This is a genomic window from Streptomyces sp. NPDC004134 (genome assembly GCF_042874195.1).
Taxonomy (GTDB): Bacteria; Actinomycetota; Actinomycetes; order Streptomycetales; family Streptomycetaceae; genus Streptomyces.
Map to the genome: position 1 here is coordinate 143,845 of NZ_JBIAMS010000006.1, position 16,054 is coordinate 159,898.

13 protein-coding genes are annotated in these 16,054 nt (G+C 73.3%); 7 read left to right on the plus strand and 6 right to left on the minus strand.

Annotated features, from left to right (window positions below; all coding sequences use genetic code 11):
* Window positions 1-32: 32 nt before the first annotated feature.
* Window positions 33-821 carry an MBL fold metallo-hydrolase gene (locus ACFYVJ_RS10885; RefSeq protein ID WP_388888914.1) on the plus strand — a complete coding sequence of 263 codons (789 nt, stop codon included), beginning with the start codon at window positions 33-35 and terminating at the stop codon, window positions 819-821.
* Window positions 822-1,033: 212 nt separating this feature from the next.
* Window positions 1,034-2,332 (plus strand): MFS transporter, encoded by a 1,299-nt coding sequence (locus ACFYVJ_RS10890; protein WP_388888916.1) that lies wholly within the window; start codon window positions 1,034-1,036, stop codon window positions 2,330-2,332.
* On the opposite strand, the gene ACFYVJ_RS10895 is transcribed toward ACFYVJ_RS10890, so the two are convergent.
* Together ACFYVJ_RS10895 and ACFYVJ_RS10900 are read right to left on the minus strand one after the other, a co-directional pair.
* Window positions 2,319-2,897, minus strand: a complete 579-nt coding sequence (locus tag ACFYVJ_RS10895) for a TerD family protein (RefSeq protein ID WP_388889342.1) — start codon at window positions 2,895-2,897, stop codon at window positions 2,319-2,321. The genes ACFYVJ_RS10890 and ACFYVJ_RS10895 overlap by 14 nt on opposite strands.
* 130 nt (window positions 2,898-3,027) lie before the next feature.
* A complete protein-coding gene (locus tag ACFYVJ_RS10900) occupies window positions 3,028-3,849 on the minus strand; it encodes a DMT family transporter (RefSeq protein ID WP_388889343.1) in 822 nt (273 codons plus the stop codon).
* Between the two features lie 73 nt (window positions 3,850-3,922).
* Between ACFYVJ_RS10900 and ACFYVJ_RS10905 the strand changes: the two genes are divergently transcribed.
* Entirely contained in the window at window positions 3,923-5,392 is a 1,470-nt protein-coding gene (locus ACFYVJ_RS10905) for a PLP-dependent aminotransferase family protein (RefSeq protein ID WP_388888919.1), read from the plus strand.
* A gap of 26 nt (window positions 5,393-5,418) precedes the next feature.
* On the opposite strand, the gene ACFYVJ_RS10910 is transcribed toward ACFYVJ_RS10905, so the two are convergent.
* From ACFYVJ_RS10910 to ACFYVJ_RS10925, 4 genes are all read right to left on the minus strand, one after another.
* Window positions 5,419-6,771: an extracellular solute-binding protein gene (locus tag ACFYVJ_RS10910; protein WP_388888922.1), complete on the minus strand. Its 1,353-nt coding sequence runs from the start codon at window positions 6,769-6,771 to the stop codon at window positions 5,419-5,421.
* Between the two features lie 121 nt (window positions 6,772-6,892).
* A complete protein-coding gene (locus tag ACFYVJ_RS10915) occupies window positions 6,893-7,645 on the minus strand; it encodes an SDR family NAD(P)-dependent oxidoreductase (protein WP_388888925.1) in 753 nt (250 codons plus the stop codon).
* A gap of 88 nt (window positions 7,646-7,733) precedes the next feature.
* A complete protein-coding gene (locus ACFYVJ_RS10920) occupies window positions 7,734-8,537 on the minus strand; it encodes an SRPBCC domain-containing protein (protein ID WP_388888928.1) in 804 nt (267 codons plus the stop codon).
* Window positions 8,534-9,286, minus strand: coding sequence for a helix-turn-helix domain-containing protein (locus ACFYVJ_RS10925; RefSeq protein WP_388888930.1), 753 nt, complete (start codon window positions 9,284-9,286; stop codon window positions 8,534-8,536). The genes ACFYVJ_RS10920 and ACFYVJ_RS10925 overlap by 4 nt, the downstream gene beginning before the upstream one ends.
* Before the next feature lie 138 nt (window positions 9,287-9,424).
* Here ACFYVJ_RS10925 and ACFYVJ_RS10930 point away from each other — a divergent pair, with 138 nt between their 5' ends.
* The 4 genes from ACFYVJ_RS10930 (at window position 9,425) to ACFYVJ_RS10945 (ending at window position 16,025) form a co-directional block, all read left to right on the plus strand.
* Window positions 9,425-10,264, plus strand: coding sequence for an alpha/beta fold hydrolase (locus ACFYVJ_RS10930; RefSeq protein WP_388888933.1), 840 nt, complete (start codon window positions 9,425-9,427; stop codon window positions 10,262-10,264).
* Window positions 10,265-10,375: 111 nt separating this feature from the next.
* Window positions 10,376-14,893: a DUF6531 domain-containing protein gene (locus ACFYVJ_RS10935; RefSeq protein WP_388888936.1), complete on the plus strand. Its 4,518-nt coding sequence runs from the start codon at window positions 10,376-10,378 to the stop codon at window positions 14,891-14,893.
* On the plus strand, window positions 14,890-15,435 hold the full coding sequence (locus ACFYVJ_RS10940) for a HEAT repeat domain-containing protein (RefSeq protein ID WP_388888939.1): 546 nt from the start codon (window positions 14,890-14,892) through the stop codon (window positions 15,433-15,435). Before ACFYVJ_RS10935 ends, ACFYVJ_RS10940 begins: the two co-directional genes overlap by 4 nt.
* Window positions 15,432-16,025 (plus strand): DUF4291 domain-containing protein, encoded by a 594-nt coding sequence (locus ACFYVJ_RS10945; protein WP_388888942.1) that lies wholly within the window; start codon window positions 15,432-15,434, stop codon window positions 16,023-16,025. The genes ACFYVJ_RS10940 and ACFYVJ_RS10945 overlap by 4 nt, the downstream gene beginning before the upstream one ends.
* The last annotated feature ends 29 nt before the right edge of the window (window positions 16,026-16,054 follow it).

Genomic DNA, 16,054 nt, shown 5'->3' on the forward strand with positions numbered 1-16,054 from the left:
GGATAATTCTCCTGCCATCCGTGAGGTTCTTCATGGCCGAAACCGGCACGACCGCCGAGCAGTTCCCCGTACGCGTCCTCGGCGGGCCCACCGCCCTCTTCGAGTACGGCGGGCTGCGCTTCCTGACCGATCCCACCTTCGACGAGCCCCGCGGCTACGACGTGCCGGGCGGGTCGCTGACCAAGACCGCGCCCCCGGCGGCGGCGCCGGCCGGGCTGGGCCGTATCGACGTGGTCCTGCTCTCGCACGACGAACACCCCGACAACCTCGACGAGTCCGGCAGGGCGCTGCTCGCGGACGTGCCGCTGACGCTGACCACGCCCGGGGGCGGAAAGCGGCTGGGCGCGGGCGCCCGGGGGCTGGCCGACGGGGAGACGGCCGAGCTGGACCGGCCCGGCGGCGGCACGGTCACGGTCACCGCCGTGCCGGCCGTGCACGGTCCCGGGCCGCGCGCGGTCGTGGAGGCGGCGATCGGGGAGGTCACCGGGTTCGTGCTGACCGGCGCGGACCTGCCCGTCGTCTACGTCAGCGGCGACAACGCCTCGACGGCGGCGGTCGCGGAGACGGCGGAGCGGTTCGGCCCGGTGGACACCGCGATCCTCTTCGCCGGCGCACCGCGGGTGCCGGTGCTCTTCGGCGGCGAACCGCTGGTCCTGGACAGCGCGCAGGCCGCCGGGGCGGCCCGGGTCCTCGGCGCCCGCCGGGTGGTCCCCGTCCACTACGACAGTTGGTCGCACTTCACCGAGGGCCGCGCCGAACTGGCCGCCGCCTTCGACGCGGCCGGGCTGCGGGACCGGCTCGACTGGGGGCTGCGGGGCTGATCCCGCGGACCGTCCGGAACGGGGCGCGCCCCGGCCGGACGGTCCGGGCCCGGACCGTCCGGCCGGGGCGGTCGCGGGAGCGCGGGTCCGGGTCCTGCGGCCCTGGCCCGTACCCGTACCCCGCCCGCTGGATCGCGGACGGGCGCCGCGTACCGTCGGCGCCGTACCGCCGAATCGCACAGGTGTCGCACTCCCGAGTGAAGGAACCCCAGGTGACCACGACCGCGCCCGCCGGGCCCGCCGTCCGCACCCGGGCCCGCGCCCAACGCCGGGCCCTGACCGTCCTGTTCACCGCCCAGGTGCTCAGCGGCGCGGGGCTGGCCGCGGGCGTGGTCAACGGCGCGCTGCTCGCGCAGGACATGCTCGGCTCCACGAGCCTGGCCGGGCTGCTCGGCGCGCTGGCCACCGCCGGGGCCGCGCTGGCGGCGGCCGTCGTCGGGCGGCTCTCCGACGCGTACGGCCGCCGCCCCGGGCTGGCCGCCGGGTATCTCGCCGGCGCCGTCGGCAGCGCGGGGGTGGTCGCGGCGGCGGTGGCCGGCAGTTCGGCGCTGCTCTTCGCGGCGATGGTCGTCTACGGCGCGGGCACCGCCACGAACCTCCAGGCCCGCTACGCGGGCGCCGATCTGGCGGCGCCCGCCTACCGTGGCCGCGCCGTGTCCACCGTGCTCGTCGCCACCACGCTGGGCGGGGTGGCGGGTCCCAACCTGGCCGTGCCCGCGGGCGATCTGGGCGCCGCGCTCGGCGTCCCGCGGCTGTCCGGGCTGTTCCTCGTCTCGGCCGCCGCGTACGGCGCCGCCGCCCTGGTGCTGGCGTTGTGGCTACGCCCCGACCCGCTGCTGCTCGCGCGCGAACTCGACGCCGCGGAGGACGCCGCCGCTGGAGACGCCACCGCGCCGCCCGCGGCGGATCCGGACGCGGACGCGGAGCCCCGTGCGAAGCCCGCGGCCGGGCGGCGCGGCCCGGGGGTGCTGCCGGGTGCGCTGGTCATGGTGGTCACCCAGCTCGTCATGGTCGCGATCATGACGATGACGCCGGTCCACATGCACGACCACGGCCACGGCACCGCCGCCTCCGGCCTGGTGATAGCCGTCCACATCGGCGCGATGTACCTGCCGGCGCCGCTGTCCGGCTGGCTCGTGGACCGCCGCGGCCCGCTCGTCGTCGCCGTCGCCGCGGGGGTCGCCATGCTGGCCGCGGGGCTGGTCGCGGCCACCACCGCCGAGTCCACCGCCGTGTTCGCGGTGGCCCTCGCGCTGCTGGGGTTGGGCTGGAGCATGGGGCTCGTCAGCGGTACGGCGATGGTCACCAGCGCCATACCGGCCGCCACCCGGGCCCGTACCCAGGGCCTCGTCGACGTCGCGATCTCGGCCGCGGGCGCCGGCGGCGGCCTGGCCTCGGGCGCGGTGGTGGCCGGAGCCGGCTATCCGCTGCTGACCGTGGGCGGCGGCATACTCGCGCTCGCCGTCGTGCCCGCGGCCGTCGCCGCGTCCGGCGGGATCAGCCGACGTTGACGCCGTAGTCCGTGGCGATGCCGTGCAGTCCCGAGGCGTAACCCTGGCCGACCGCGCGGAACTTCCACTCCCCGGCCCGCCGGTACAGCTCGCCGAAGACCATGGCGGTCTCGGTCGAGGCGTCCTCACTCAGGTCGAAGCGGACCAGCTCGACGCCGTCGCTGCGGTTGACGACCCGGATGAAGGCGTTGCTGACCTGGCCGAAGTTCTGCCCGCGCAGATCGGCGTCGTGGATGGACACCGGGAAGACGATCTTCTCGACCTGCGGCGGGACCATGCTGAGGTCCACGTTGATCGACTCGTCGTCGCCGTCGCCCTCGCCGGTGAGGTTGTCGCCGGTGTGCTCGACGGAGCCGTCCGGGCTGGTGAGGTTGTTGTAGAAGACGAAGTGCTGGTCGGACAGCACCTTCCCGGACGCACCGCACATCAGCGCCGAGGCGTCCAGGTCGTGCGCCGCGCCTGTCGTGGTGCGCACGTCCCAGCCGAGCCCCACGGTCACGGCCGTCAGCCCCGGTGCCTCCTTGCTGAGCGAGACGTTGCCGCCCTTGGCCAGGGAAACTCCCACGATCACCCCTCCACCTCTGATGTCCCTTCGCCACCCTACAGGCGGTCGGCACACGTGCGGAGAGCTTCTGTCGTACGCCGTACGGGACGGAATCCGCGGGCCGTCCGGGGGCGTACCGGCACGGCCGCCGTCAGGTCCGCGCCCGCTGGGTGACGGCGATGCAGGCCAGGACGATCACCGCGGTCACCGGGGCGAGCGGGGCGAGGTGTTCGCCCATGAGGAGCACCGACCAGACGAGGGTGAGCAGCGGTTGGGCGAGCTGGAGCTGACTCGCCCGCGGCACCCCGACGACGGCCATGCCGCGGTACCAGAGCACGAACCCGCCGAACTGCGCGACCGCCGCGATGTACGCGAGTCCCGCCAGCGACTGCCCCGTCAGGTGCACCGGCTCCCGCGGCAGGGCCAGCGCGGCGACGGCGGCGGTGACGGGCAGGGCCGCGACGCAGCCCCAGGCGATGACCTGCCAGCCGGGCATGTGCCCGGCGAGCCGGCCGCCCTGGGCGTAGCCGGCCGCGCACAGCAGCAGCGCGCCGAAGAGGTAGAGGTCGCCGGTGCCGGGCAGGCCGCGGCTCTGGCTCAGCGTGAAGGCGAGCACCGCAAGGGCACCGGTGCCGGCGGCGGTCCAGAACGTACGCGACGGGCGGCGGCCGGTGAGCGCGGCCGAGCAGGCGGCGGTGGCCAGCGGCAGCACGCCGATGACGACGGCGGAGTGGGCGGTGGTCGAGGTCTGCAGCGCCAGCGTGGTCAGCAGCGGGAAGCCGAGGACGCAGCCGCCGGCGACGGTGAGCAGCGCGGCCCGGTCGCGCCGCGGCGGTACCGGCGCCCGGGCGGCGGCGAGGCAGCCCGCGGCGAGCAGGCCGGCCAGCAGGCCGCGTACGCCCGTCGCCGTCCACGGGCCGAGGCCGTCCAGGGCCCAGACGGTGGCGGGGAAGCTGAAGGAGAAGGACACCACGGCGAGGGCCGCCAGGAGCGTGCCGGTGCGGACCGATATCGCCGCCGGCAGAGTAGCGCTATCTTGTGCTGTCATGAACGACAGTAGCAGTGTCGCCCAGTTGGTCGCGGTCCTGCGTGACGAGCTGAGCCGCTACTCCGAAGGCGGGAAGCTGCCGTCCAGCCGGGCGCTCGTGGCGCGCCACCGGGTGAGCCCCGTGACGGTCTCCCGCGCGATCGCGGCCCTGACCGCCGAGGGGCTGGTGACCAGCAGGCCGGGCGCGGGCGTGTTCAAGGCCCCCGCCCGCGCTCCGGCGCGCGCCCTCGGCGACGTCTCGTGGCAGGAGGTGGCGCTGACCGCGGACCCGCCGTACGCCGCGGTCGACACCGGCCCGCGCGCCGCCGACGCCGCCGGGGTGCTGGCCACGCTCGCCGCCCCGCCCGCGGAGGTCGTCGACCTGAGCGGCGGCTATCCGCACGCCTCGCTGCGCCCGGAGCGCGCGCTTGCCGGTGCGCTGGCCCGGGCCGGGAGGCGGCCCGGCACCTGGTCCCGGCCGCCGGTCGCGGGGCTGGCCGAGTTGCGCGACTGGTTCGCCCGCGACATCGGCGGCCCCGCCGGGCCGCTCGGCGCCGCCGACGTGCTGGTCACCGCCGGCGGGCAGAGCGGTCTGACCACCGCGCTGCGGGCGCTGGCCGCCCCGGGCTCGGCGGTGCTGGTCGAGTCGCCCACGTACCCGGGGCTGCTCGCCGTGGCCCGCGCGGCGGGGCTGCGTCCGGTGCCGGTGCCGCTCGACGCCGACGGCGTACGGGCCGACCTGCTGGCCGAGGCGTTCGCCGCGACCCGCGCCCGGGTGTTCGTCTGCCAGCCGCTGTTCCACAACCCCACCGGCGCCGTGCTGGCGCCGGAGCGGCGCGCGGCCGTGCTCGGCACCGCGCGCGCCGCCGGGGCGTTCGTCGTCGAGGACGACTTCGCGCGCCGGCTCGCGCACGCGGACGCCGCGCCGCTGCCGCCGACGCTGGCCGCCGACGACCCCGACGGCGTGGTGGTGCACGTCCGTTCGCTGACCAAGGCCGCCTCGCCCAGCCTGCGGGTCGGGGCGCTGTCGGCGCGCGGGCCCGTGCTGGAGCGGCTGCGCGCGGTCCAGGTCGTCGACAGCCTCTTCGTGCCCCGCCCGCTCCAGGAGACCGCGCTCGAACTCGTCGGCTCCCCCGCCTGGGCGAGCCATCTGCGCGCGCTCGCGGGCGCGTTGCGCGAGCGCAGGACCGCCGTGCTGGGCGCGCTGCACGGCGAGTTGCCGGGGCTGGTGCCGGACCGGCCGCCGCTCGGCGGCTACCACCTGTGGCTGCGGCTGCCGGACGGCACCGACGAGGCGGCCGTGGCCGCGGCGGCGCTGCGCCACGGCGTCGCGGTCACGCCCGGGGCCCCGTACTTCACCGCGGAGGCGCCGGCGCCGCACCTGCGGCTGAGCTACGCGGCCGGCACGGGCACCGCGCAGTTGCGCGAGGGCGTACGCCGGCTGCGCCGCGCGTTCCCCGCCGACTCGCCGCTCGCGGCCGGGGGTTGAGGGGGCGTAGCCGCTGATCCGCGGTGTCAGCGGTCCAGCAGTTCGTCGATCTTCCGCTCCGCCGCCTGCCACGCCTGCGCGGGCGTCAGCTTCCCCTGCTCGACCGGCAGGATGCCCGCGTCGGTGATCTGCTGCTGGATCGGCTGGTCCTTCGCGCCGAGTTCGAGCGTCGGGATGCTCTTGGCGGCGATGGAGAAGATCTCGCCGGTCGGCGCGTCGTTGAAGTACGGGTGGGTGGCGTCCGCGACCTGCGGCAGCTCGTACGCGGCCTGCGAGCTGGGGAAGCTCGCCCGCTTCTCGAACAGCCTGGCCTGCTGCTCGGGCGCGGTCAGCCAGGCCGCGAGCCGGGCCGCCGCCTCCTTGTGCTCGCCGGCCTCGGGGACGGTGAGGAACGAGCCGCCCCAGTTGGCGGGCTTGGGCGCGGTGGCGATGTCCCACTTGTCGGCCGCCCCGGGGCCCGCCTTCTCCTGTATGTAACCCAGCATCCAGGAGGGGCAGATGACGGTCGCGAAGCCGCCCTCGGCGAAGCCCTCGTCCCAGTCGGGGGTGAACTGCTTGAGCCGGGCCGTCATGTCCCCCTGGGCCGCCTGCATCGCCAGGTCCCAGGAGACCTCGACGGCGGGGCTGTCCTCGTAGATGGCCTCGCCCTCGCGGCCGAAGTAGCGGACGGGGAAGCTGCTGATCGAGCCGTTGTAGACGCCGGCGGCCGAGTCGACGAAGGCGGTGCCCGCGGGGGCGTTCGCCATGTAGTCCGCGCCCACGCCGAGGTACTTCTCCCAGTCGGAGAACCACAGCGCGGCGACCTCGTCGCGGTCGGTGGGCAGCCCCGCGGCGCGGAAGAGGTCCTTGCGGTAGCAGACGGCCATGGGGCCGATGTCGGTGCCGAGGCCGACGGTCTTGTTCTCGTCGGTGGTCGCCTGGTCCCACTTCCAGGGCAGGAACGCGCCCTCGTCGACGCCGGTCGCGGTGCCGAGGTCGGCGAGCCGGTCGGCGCGGGTGGCGACGACCTCGCTGATGTTGCCGACCTCGACGGCCTGGATGTCGGCGAGCCCGCGGCCGGAGTCGAGGGCGTCGCGCAGCGCCGGGTAGTACTCCTCGTTGCTGGGCGCGGCGTTCTCCACGATGGTGACGTCGGGGTAGAGCTTCTCGTACTCGTCGTAGAGCCCGGCCTCCTCGAAGCCGAAGACGCCGAAGACGCCGACCGTCAGCGTGACGGGCCCGCCTTCTCCGCCTGCCCCGCCGTCCGGCGCGGCGGCGGACGGGCCGTCGTCGAGCAGCGCGCAGCCGGCGAGGAGGCCGGCGGCCAGCGCGGCGGCGAGGGCGCGGGACGTGCGGCTGCGGCTGCTGGTGCGGGCGTTGGTACGTGGACGTGTGCGCATGGGACTCCCCCGGGAGCCGCCGCGCCCCCTCCCGGTGACGGGGCGCGGCGTGGCTTGGGAGCGTAGCGTGGGAGCGCTCCCGGGTCATCCCATCTGCATATCTTTCGACCCCCGTGGACGGTCAGTCGACGATCGCGCCGCAGGTGATGTTCAGTTCGGACGCGGTGATCGACGCGGCCCGGTCGGAGGCCGCGAACGCGGCGGCGTTGCCGACGTCCTCGTACGTCGCCGTCCGGCCCAGCATCGTCGGCTCGACCAGCGAGGCGACCAGTTCGTCGCGGCCCTCGAAGCCCTCCGGGATCGACTCCGGGATCCCGCCTGTCTTCAGCCCGACGACGCGCACGCCGTGCGGGCCCAGTTCGGCGGCGAACTGCTTGCGCAGCATGTCGACGGCGCTCAGCGCGACCTGGAAGCCGCCGATGAAGTAGTCGTGCATGGGGTCGCCGACACCGCCGAAGGTCAGCAGCACGCCGGACTTCTGCCGGATCATGTGCCGGGCGGCGGCCTTCGAGGTCAGGAAGGTGGTGCGGACGGCGTTGTGGACGGGCGCTTCGAAGTCGCTCAGCGTCATCTCGGCCAGGGGCGTGCCCTGGACGTCGCCCACGGAGACGAGGTTGATGCAGACGTCGACGCTGCCCGCCTCCTTGGCCACGGCCTCCGCGTGCGCGTCGACGGCGGTCTCGTCCAGGGCGTCGACGACGGCCGTCGACACGGTCCCGCCGGCCTCGCGCACCTCCGCGGCGACGGCCTCCAGGCGCGCGGGGGTCCGGCTGGCCAGATGCACGGTGGCGCCTTCGCGGGCGAAGCCCAGCGCGACGGCGCGGCCGATGCCGCCGGCACCGTAGACGAGGGCGTTCTTGTCCTTCAGCAGCATGGTGATCCTCACTTGTCGAACGCGGCTGTGATGGTCCTCAGTTGTCGTACGCGGTGGTGGTGCGCGGGTCTCGTGGCGGTCGCCGTCCTCAGTTGCCGAACGCGCGCCGGGCGCCGGTGAGCCAGGTGCGCCACCTGTCCTCCTCGCGCGCGGCGGCGCCGGGCGGGGCGCCGTACAGGCGGGCGAGGAGGTTCACCGAGAGCGGGGCGCCGGGGGCCATCGGAAAGCAGGAGAAGGCGTACAGCGCGGGGTACGGCTCGGCGGCGCGCAGCAGTACGTAGCCCGGGCTCCTGTCCTCGACCGTGCCGGCCAGCTCCGGGGCGCCCGCGGGAGTGCGGAACGCGGCCCCGGCGGGTGCCTCCGCGATGCCGAGGAGGCGGTCGAGGACGGCGGCGGCGCGGGGGCGTTCCGAGGCGGGCAGGCCGAGGCCGACGAGCACGCCGACGCTGCCGGCCGGCCGGCCGGCGAAGTGCGTCAGGTAGGCGCGCAGGACCGTCAGCGACATCCGCCAGCCCTCGCCTGCCCCCTCGACCAGGTCCTCCCAGCCCTCGCCGTCGTGCCGGAAGCCGTTGACGACGTGCACGACGCAACTGCCGCCGCCCGCGGCCTCCACGAGGAACTCCGTGGCCAGCGGCGGCGCTTCGGGGCCCGCGGGCTCCTCGTAGCCGAAGCGGTGCGGCGGGTCCCAGTCGGTGACGGTGGCGTGGGCGGTCTCGCCGTAGGGCTCGCGGCGCACGGTCATCGCGCCGCCCGGGGCGGGGTCGATGTCGGCGGGGAAGAGCCAGGCGGCGTGGCCCGGCCCGGTGGCGATGGCGCGCCACACCTCGTCGGGGGTGCCGGGAACCGCGATCTCGTGGCTGCTGAGGCGGGCGGTGGGGTCGTCCTCGGTCACGGCCGCTCGCCACCCTCCGGCGCGTCCGGCGCGTCCGGCGCGTCCGGCGCCTCAGGTGTCTCAGGTGTCTCCGGCTCGCCCGTCGCGTCCGCCGCTTGCGCCGCTTGCGCCGCTTGCGTCGTGTCCGCCCCTTCCGGTGCCTCCTGTGCCTCCGGTGCGCCGGGGTCGACGTCCTTCGGCACGGGGTGGACGGCGACCGTCAGCCGCTGCCAGCGGCCGTCCGGCGCGGCCTCGTCGTGGTACTTGGAGACCAGTCCGTTGACCGCGGCCGTCAGCTCCTCGGCGAACGCCGCCCGGTCGGCCGGGGAGCGGAACCGCACGGCGGCGTCCAGCCCGTAAACCGGCAGCCGCTTGCGTCCCCGTACGGCGTTGCGGGCCATGCCGCCGACCTCCGCGACGACCCGGGCCGCCAGCGCGACGACGTAGGCCGCCGACAGCCGGTCGCCGTCCGGCCGCGGCCCTCCGGCGGCGGCCCCGAGCGCCTCCGGCGAGACCACGTACCCGGCGGCGCTGGCGACGAGCTGCCGCTCCGTCAGCCCGCCCCAGACGCGGGTGCCCGCGACCTCCACGAGGCCGTGCTTCTCCAGCAGCCGCAGGTGGTAGTTGACCCGCTGCCGGGGCACGCCGAGCCGGCTCGCCAGGGCGGAGGCCGAGGCGGGCGCGCGCAGTTCGGCGAGCAGCCGGGCCCGCACCGGATCCAGGGCGGCGGCGGCCGAGGCCGGGTCCGCGATCACGTCGATGTCCTCCATGCCGCCAAGACTCTCCTTGACAAATAAATTTGTCAAGGGCTGAGCTGGGCATCCTCGCCCGATCGGGTACGCGGGCACCCGGCCGGCGGCCCGGAATCCGGTTGCCGCGCGGGGAACGCCGCTGACAGGGTCGTCGCCATGAAGGACTTCACCGCCCCCGACGGGACCGCGCTCGCCTACCACGACTCCGGTGGCGACGGCGCGCCCGTCGTCTGCCTGCCGGGCGGCCCCATGCAGTCCGCCGCCTACCTCGGCGACCTCGGCGGACTGACCGCACATCGCAGGCTGATCCGCCTCGACCCCCGCGGCACCGGCGCCTCCGCCACCCCGGCCGACCCCGCGTCGTACCGCTGCGACCGGCTCGTGGCCGACGTCGACGCGCTGCGCGCGCACCTCGGCCTGGACCGCCTCGACCTGCTCGCGCACTGCGCCGGCGCCAACCTCGCGGTGCTGTACGCGGCCCGCCACCCCGAGCGCGTCGGCCGGCTCGCGCTGATCACGCCGAGCGTCGCGGCCGTCGGCATCGACGTCACCGCGGAGGCCCGGCTGGCGACGGCCCGACTGCGGGCACGGGAGCCGTGGTTCCCCGACGCGTACGCGGCGCTGGAGGACCTGACCGCCGGCCGCGGCGGCGAGCGCGGCGCCATCGCGCCGTTCTTCCACGGCCGCTGGGACGACGCGGCCCGCGCGCTCGACGCCGCGTCCGACGCGGACCGGAACGCCGAAGCCGCGGCCGCCTACGGCGCCCCCGGCGCCTACGACCCGCCCGCCACCCGCGCCGCCCTGGCCCGCCTTGCGGCCCCCGCCCTGGTCCTGGCCGGCGAGGTGGACGTCAACTCGCCGCCCCCGGCGACGGCCGCGTACGCCGCCCTCTTCCCCAGCGCCCGCCACACCGTCCAGCCCGCCGCCGGCCACCACCCGTGGCTGGACGACCCGGCACTCTTCACGGCGGCCACGGCGGCGTTCCTGACGCAGTGACTGCGACCCGCGGCGGAAGGACTCGCGCCGCCCGGTCGACTTCCCTTGCGCCTGGTAACTTCAAGGAATCACCAGGCAGTTGAGGGCGTCGGTGGACTTGGAGGCTGAGCCGTGGGGACTCGCCCGACAGACTGGCACATACTCGATCTCGATGCGGACCCCACGCCGGGCGACCCGGAGCGGGTCAAGCAACTGGCGCGGGAGTTACACGACTTTGCCGACGATGTTGCGGACGCGTTGCGGCAGATCAAGGGCATGGCGGGCGAGGACGCCTTGCTGCGCTGGGCGGGGAAGACCGCGAAGGCGTTCCAGGACGAGTTCGAGGAAGTCCCCAAGAACCTCAAGAAGCTTCAGCGCTCATACGACCTCGCCGGTGATGCGCTGGCCGCGTACTGGCCGAAGCTGGAGCGTGCCCAGTCGTTGGCCGACAAGGCACTGGCAAAAGGCCGGGAGGCGCAGAGTGATCTGACCGCCGCCAACGGACGGCTGGACTCCGCGAACTCCTGGGTCGACCGGGCGACGAAGAAGACCGAGGACTACGACGAGAAAGAGGGCAAGGAAAAGCCCGACGAGTCCGAGGTACGTGCCGCCACCCGCAACGCCACCGATGCCAAGTCCGCCCAAACCAGCGCCCAGACAGCCGTCGACAACGCCGAGTCCGGCCTGGAAGCGGCCAAGAAGATGGCCGCCGACGCGAAGAAGATGCGTGAGGATGCCGCGTCGGAGGCGAAGGACAAGCTGGAAGATGCTTCCGATGCCGGTATTCAGAACCGGAAGTGGTGGGAGAAGGCGGTCGACTGGGTCAAGGACAACTGGGACACCATCGTCAGCGTCTGCAAGGTCGTCGTCGCCGTCCTGGGTGTCGTCGCCCTGATCATCGGTGGTCCCATCGCCCTGGTGGTCCTGGCAGCCGCCCTGGTGGTGCTGGCCGACACCCTCATGAAGTACATGAACGGCCAAGCCTCCCTGTGGGACGTGGCGTTCGCCGCGCTCGACTGCATACCCGGCATGAAGGGGCTCACCACCCTCGGCAAGCTCGCCGGCGGCCTCAAAGCGCTGGCGAAGGGCGGCCTGAAGGGCATGGCCCTGGGCGCCAAGGGCCTGGGCAAGTCCTTCCGCAAGAAGGCCGTGCAGATGTTCAAACGCAACGGCTGCGGCGACCCCGTGGACGTCGCCACCGGCGAGATGACCCTCTCCGCCACCGATGTCGAACTCCCCGGCGTGCTGCCCCTGGTCATCGAACGGCACCACATCACCACCTACGCCGACGGCCGCTGCTTCGGCCGCTCCTGGGCGTCGACTCTGGATCAGCGACTGGTCCTGACCGAAGACGCGGTGCACCTCTTCACCGCCGACGGCATGACCCTCGTCTACCCCACACCCCTCGCGGACGGCGAGACCGCCGTCCACCCCGTCACGGGACCGCGCTGGGGCCTGACCTGGGACGGCCAACCAGGCTCCCCTCTCGTCGTCGAACAGTCCGACACAGGCAGGACGCTGCACTTCGCCCCGGTACGGAACCGGCCCGGGAACGAGCTGCCGATATCCGCCCTCGCCGACCGCAACGGCAACCGCGTCGACTTCCGCTACCGCCACGACGGCCACCTCCGCGAACTCGTACACACCGGGGGATACAGCGTCGGCGTCGCCGTCCGCGACGGCCACGTCACGTCCCTGCGACTGCTTTCCGACCCCGACGAACCCGTACTGCTCACCTACGACTACAACGACGACGGCCTGCTGCAGAAGGTCTACAACTCCTCCGGCCTGCCCCTGCTCTTCTCCTACGACGACGAAGCGCGCCTGGCCCGCTGGGAAGACCGCAACGGCACCTGGTACCGCTACGACTACGACGACGACGGCCGCTGCGTCTTCTCCACCGGAACAGACCGGGCCCTGGAATACGCCTACCGATACGACGCGGAGAACCTGCGCACCACAGTGACCGACTCCCGCGGCCACCACACCCTCTACGAGTTCAACGACAGCTTCCAGCTCATCGCCCGCACCGACCCCCTCGGAAACACCGTCCGGCAGGAATTCGACACCGAAGACCGGCTCTCCGCCTACACCGACCCCCTCGGCCGCACCACACACTACGCATACGACCCCCGCGGCGCCCTGACCACCATCGTGTACCCCGACGGCAGCAGCAGGCAGGCCGCCTACAACGAGTGGGGGCTGCCCGCGGAACTCATCGATGCCGACGGCACCCGGTGGGAGTTCGCATACGACGGGCGGGGCAACAAGGTCGCCATCCTCGATCCAACCGGCCACCGCATCCGCTTCACTTACGACGAGCACGGCGGACTGGCCTCGGCCACCGACGCCGCCGGCGGTCGGACACGGGTCAGGTGCAACGCAGCCGGGCTGCCGGTCACCGTGACCGACCCGGCCGGAGAGACCACCGCACTTGCCCGGGACGCCTTCGGGCGCCCCGTCACGCTCACGGATCCGCTCGGCGCCCGGTTCCACAGCCGGTGGTCCGTGGAAGGGCGCCTGCTGGAACGTACCGATCCCCTGGGCGGAGTGGAGACGCTCGAATGGGACCCCGAGGGCAACGTGCTGTGCTGGCACGAGGCGGGCGGGGCCACCACCACGTTCACATACGGCGCCTTCGACCTGCCGGCCTCCAGGACGGGCCCGGACGGCGCCACCTACCGCTTCACCCGCGACACCGAACTCAACCTCGTCCAGGTCATCGATCCCGCAGGCCGCACCTGGAACCACGAATTCGACGCGGCGGGCCGAATGGTGTCGGAGTCCGACTTCGACGGCCGTGTCACCCGCTACGCCTTCGACGCCGCCGGCCAGATGCGTACCCGTATCAATGCCGCCGGGCAACGGCTGTCGTACGACTACGACCTCCTGGGCCGGCTCACGACGAAGAACGCCGAGGACGGCACCGTCGTCGGCCGCTACGAGCACGACGCGCTGGGGCGGGTGACCCATGCCGTCACCCCCGGTGCCACACTGGCCCGCGCATACGACCCGCTGGGCAACCTCGTCTCCGAGACGGTGAACGGCCGCGCCCTCGCTCTCACCTACGACGCGGCGGACCGACCCCTGACTCGCACCACGCCCTCCGGGCACCGCAGCGAGTGGACCTACGCCCTCGACGGGCTCACCGCCACGCTCACCACCGACGGCCGGACCGTCGCCTTCGATCACGACGCTGTCGGGCGCGAGACCGGGCGCCGGGTCGGAGACCGGTTGACATACAGCCAGGAGTGGGACCCGGCGGGCCGACTCACGGGCCAGTCCGTCACCGGGCCGGCGGACCGGCCCGTCACCGCACGCCGGTACCGCTATCGCGCCGACGGCCACCTCACCGCGCTCGACGACCGTCTCGGGGACTCCCGGACCTACGAACTCGACGCCCTCGGACGAGTCCTGGCTGCCGCCGGTGCGGCCGGCGCCGAGACCTACACCTACGACGCCACCGGAAACCAGGCCACGGCCCGGTGGCCGACTGCCGGAGAGGAGCCCGCGGCGGACGCCGCCGGTGACCGCGAGTTCCAGGGCACCCTCCTCACCCGCGCGGGACGCGTCCGCTACGAGCACGACGGCGCCGGCCGCATCGTGCTGCGCCAGCGCCGCCGGCTCTCGAAGAAACCCGAGACTTGGCGCTACACCTGGGACGCCGAAGACCGCCTCACCGGGGTCGTCACACCCGACGGCACCGCGTGGCGCTACCACTACGACGGCTTCGGCCGCCGCGTCGCCAAGGAACGCCTGGACGGTGCCGGCGCGGTGGCGCAGCGCACCGATTTCACCTGGCATGGCCCCACGCTCGTCGAGCAGACCACCGCCGGCGGCGGCGGGTCCGCAGCCCCGGTCACCCTGACCTGGAACCACCATGGCCTGCGTCCCCTCACCCAGACCCGGCACACTCCGGATCAGGACGAGGTGGACCGCAAGTTCTATGCCATAGTCACCGACATCGTCGGAACGCCCACCGAACTCGTCGACGAGAACGGCACGACGGCGTGGCGACAGCCGGCAGCCACGATTTGGGGGCTGCCCCTCGCAGCGGGTGGCGGCGCCGGTGAAATTCCCCTGCGTTTCCCGGGCCAGTACGCCGACGACGAAACAGGCTGGCACTACAACGTACTCCGCCACTACGACCCCGCCACGGGACGCTATGCCACCCTCGACCCCCTGGGCCTGGTCCCCGCGCCCAATCCGTACGCCTACCCGCACAACCCCACCACCTGGACAGACCCGCTCGGCCTGGCCGCCCACAAGCCGACGGACGTCGAAACCTTTTACCGTACGATGAGCAAGGAACATTTCGAGACACTGAAGTCGACCAGACGCCTCCCTGCCACCAAGGAGACCTTCACTTCACCGACCAAGGGTTTCTCTGATTCCTACGACGGTGTGATGGTCGAATTCACCGCACCCGCGGGAACGAGAGATGCCCTCGCCGCCATCGGCGTCAGAGACGCGTCCAGTCTGACCGCGGGGAAATACCCGGACATGCCGCAGGTGTCCAAGGGATGGGTGAGTGACCACGCATTCTTCAAGAAAGAAGGAAAGGACCACGTCAACATCGGGCTCGGCCAGGGGAAGGCACTCGATCTGTTCAACGATTCCTTCACGGACTTCAAGGAGATACCCAGATGACACCGGAGCAGGAGAAGCTGATCCTCGCGCTCGCCCACGGGGCGGACGGCCGCCGGGACATCACTCCCGAGCAGTTCCTTCACCGCTTCGGTGCGGACGACGGTAAGGCGCTCGGTCTCTCACTTCTTCGGGATGCCATCGCCCGACAGTACGGGGACGGAGTCGAGTTGGCCCTGATCGTGTCGGCCGCCTTCGGCCTCACTCCGGAGCACTACGGGCTCTTCAAAGAACTGTGCTATGCCGACTGGCACACAACCCACGAAGACGTGGTCTCGGCTCTCGGCGAGTGGCGTGACCCGGATTCCGTGGACACACTGCTGCACATGGCCGACTGGGTTCCCGATTACCTCGACTACGACGAGGCCAGGGCCCTGGCCACCAAGGCCGTCTGGGCCCTGGGCGGCATCCCGGGCCCCGAAGCGGACCGCGCTTTGGAGCGGCTCCGCGAAGAGGACGATCCCATCGTCCGGGGAGAAGCGGAACGTCAGATCGCACGACGCACCGCCCAGGACCGACCGCGGCACCCGCGGGCAGCCGGGTGACCGAGCTGCGGGAAGTCCGGGCGAAGCAGAGCGCGGACACGGTCACCGTCTACCAGGCGTACGCGCCCGCCATCGCCGAACCGGCGCTGCGGGCGGGCACGTTCGTGCCGCCGTTCAAGCGCGAGCGCATGACGTGGATCAAGCCGTCGTTCCTGTGGATGATGTACCGCTGCGGCTGGGCCGAGAAGCCCGGCCAGGAGCGGGTGCTGGCCGTCGAGATCAGCCGGCGGGGGTTCGAGTGGGCACTGCGCCACTCCTGTCTGAGCCACCACGACAGCCGCATGTACGCGACGCGTGACGACTGGCTGGCGGCGAAGAGGACCAGCCCGGTGCGTATCCAGTGGGATCCGGAGCGGGACATGGCGCTGCGGCCCCTGGAGCATCGCGCGATTCAGATCGGACTCTCCGGTCCCGCGGTCGGTGGCTATGTCGACGAGTGGATCCGCGGGATCGAGGACGTCACGCCGCTGGCGCGGGAAGTGCGCGCGCTGCTGCGGGAGCAGCGGCGCGAGGAGGCCGCGGCGCTGCTGCCGCCGGAGGAGCCCTGTCCGCTGCCGGACGACATCCGGGCCCGCATCGGCGCGGCGTAGACGGCGGTCGGGGCCCGGCCGCCGGCGGT

Coding starts and splice junctions, on each gene's coding strand:
- ACFYVJ_RS10910 (WP_388888922.1), bottom strand. CDS start 6,771: ATGCGCACACGTCCACGTACCAACGCCCGCACCAGCAGCCGCAGCCGC.
- ACFYVJ_RS10930 (WP_388888933.1), top strand. CDS start 9,425: ATGAAGGACTTCACCGCCCCCGACGGGACCGCGCTCGCCTACCACGAC.
- ACFYVJ_RS10905 (WP_388888919.1), top strand. CDS start 3,923: ATGAACGACAGTAGCAGTGTCGCCCAGTTGGTCGCGGTCCTGCGTGAC.
- ACFYVJ_RS10885 (WP_388888914.1), top strand. CDS start 33: ATGGCCGAAACCGGCACGACCGCCGAGCAGTTCCCCGTACGCGTCCTC.
- ACFYVJ_RS10925 (WP_388888930.1), bottom strand. CDS start 9,286: ATGGAGGACATCGACGTGATCGCGGACCCGGCCTCGGCCGCCGCCGCC.
- ACFYVJ_RS10915 (WP_388888925.1), bottom strand. CDS start 7,645: ATGCTGCTGAAGGACAAGAACGCCCTCGTCTACGGTGCCGGCGGCATC.
- ACFYVJ_RS10940 (WP_388888939.1), top strand. CDS start 14,890: ATGACACCGGAGCAGGAGAAGCTGATCCTCGCGCTCGCCCACGGGGCG.